This is a genomic window from Ruegeria sp. AL12, assembly GCF_056540885.1.
Genome location: NZ_JBQFXN010000171.1, coordinates 1 through 585, shown reverse-complemented (window position 1 = coordinate 585; position 585 = coordinate 1). Strand labels below are relative to the sequence as shown.

1 protein-coding gene is annotated in these 585 nt (G+C 57.6%); it reads left to right on the top strand.

The genetic code is table 11. From position 1 onward, the window contains the following. Positions 1–585, top strand: a 585-nt coding sequence (gene trpD / locus ACR0C6_RS22050; protein ID WP_480621320.1) for an anthranilate phosphoribosyltransferase, incomplete at both ends; no start/stop codon positions are given.

Below are 585 nucleotides of genomic sequence, written 5' to 3'. Positions count from 1 at the left end.
CGGGCGCTGGCGTCACAGTTGCAAAACACGGGAACCGGAACCTCAGTTCGAAATCCGGTGCGGCCGATGCGTTAGGCCAGATGGGTATCAACGTGATGGTCGGGCCAGAAGTCGTTGAAAAAGCGCTAAAAGAGGCTGGAATAGGCTTCATGATGGCCCCCATGCACCATCCGGCCATTGCCCACGTGATGCCAACACGTCAGGAACTTGGGACACGTACGATCTTTAACATTCTGGGGCCACTTACAAACCCGGCAGGAGTGAAACGGCAATTGACGGGCGCGTTCAGCCGAGAATTGATCCGTCCGATGGCCGAGACGCTTGGCGTGCTTGGTACCGAACACGCATGGCTGGTTCATGGGTCCGATGGCACCGACGAATTGACCATCACTGGTGTCAGCTGGGTTGCCTCATGGGAAAACGGCGGTGTGCGTGAGGTTGAACTGCATCCAGAAGATGCTGGCCTGCCAGTGCACCCGTTCGAGGACATTCTGGGCGGAACACCTGAAGAAAACGCTGTTGCCTTCCGCGCCCTGTTGGATGGCACTCCGTCCGCGTATCGGGACGCAGTCCTTTTGAACTCTG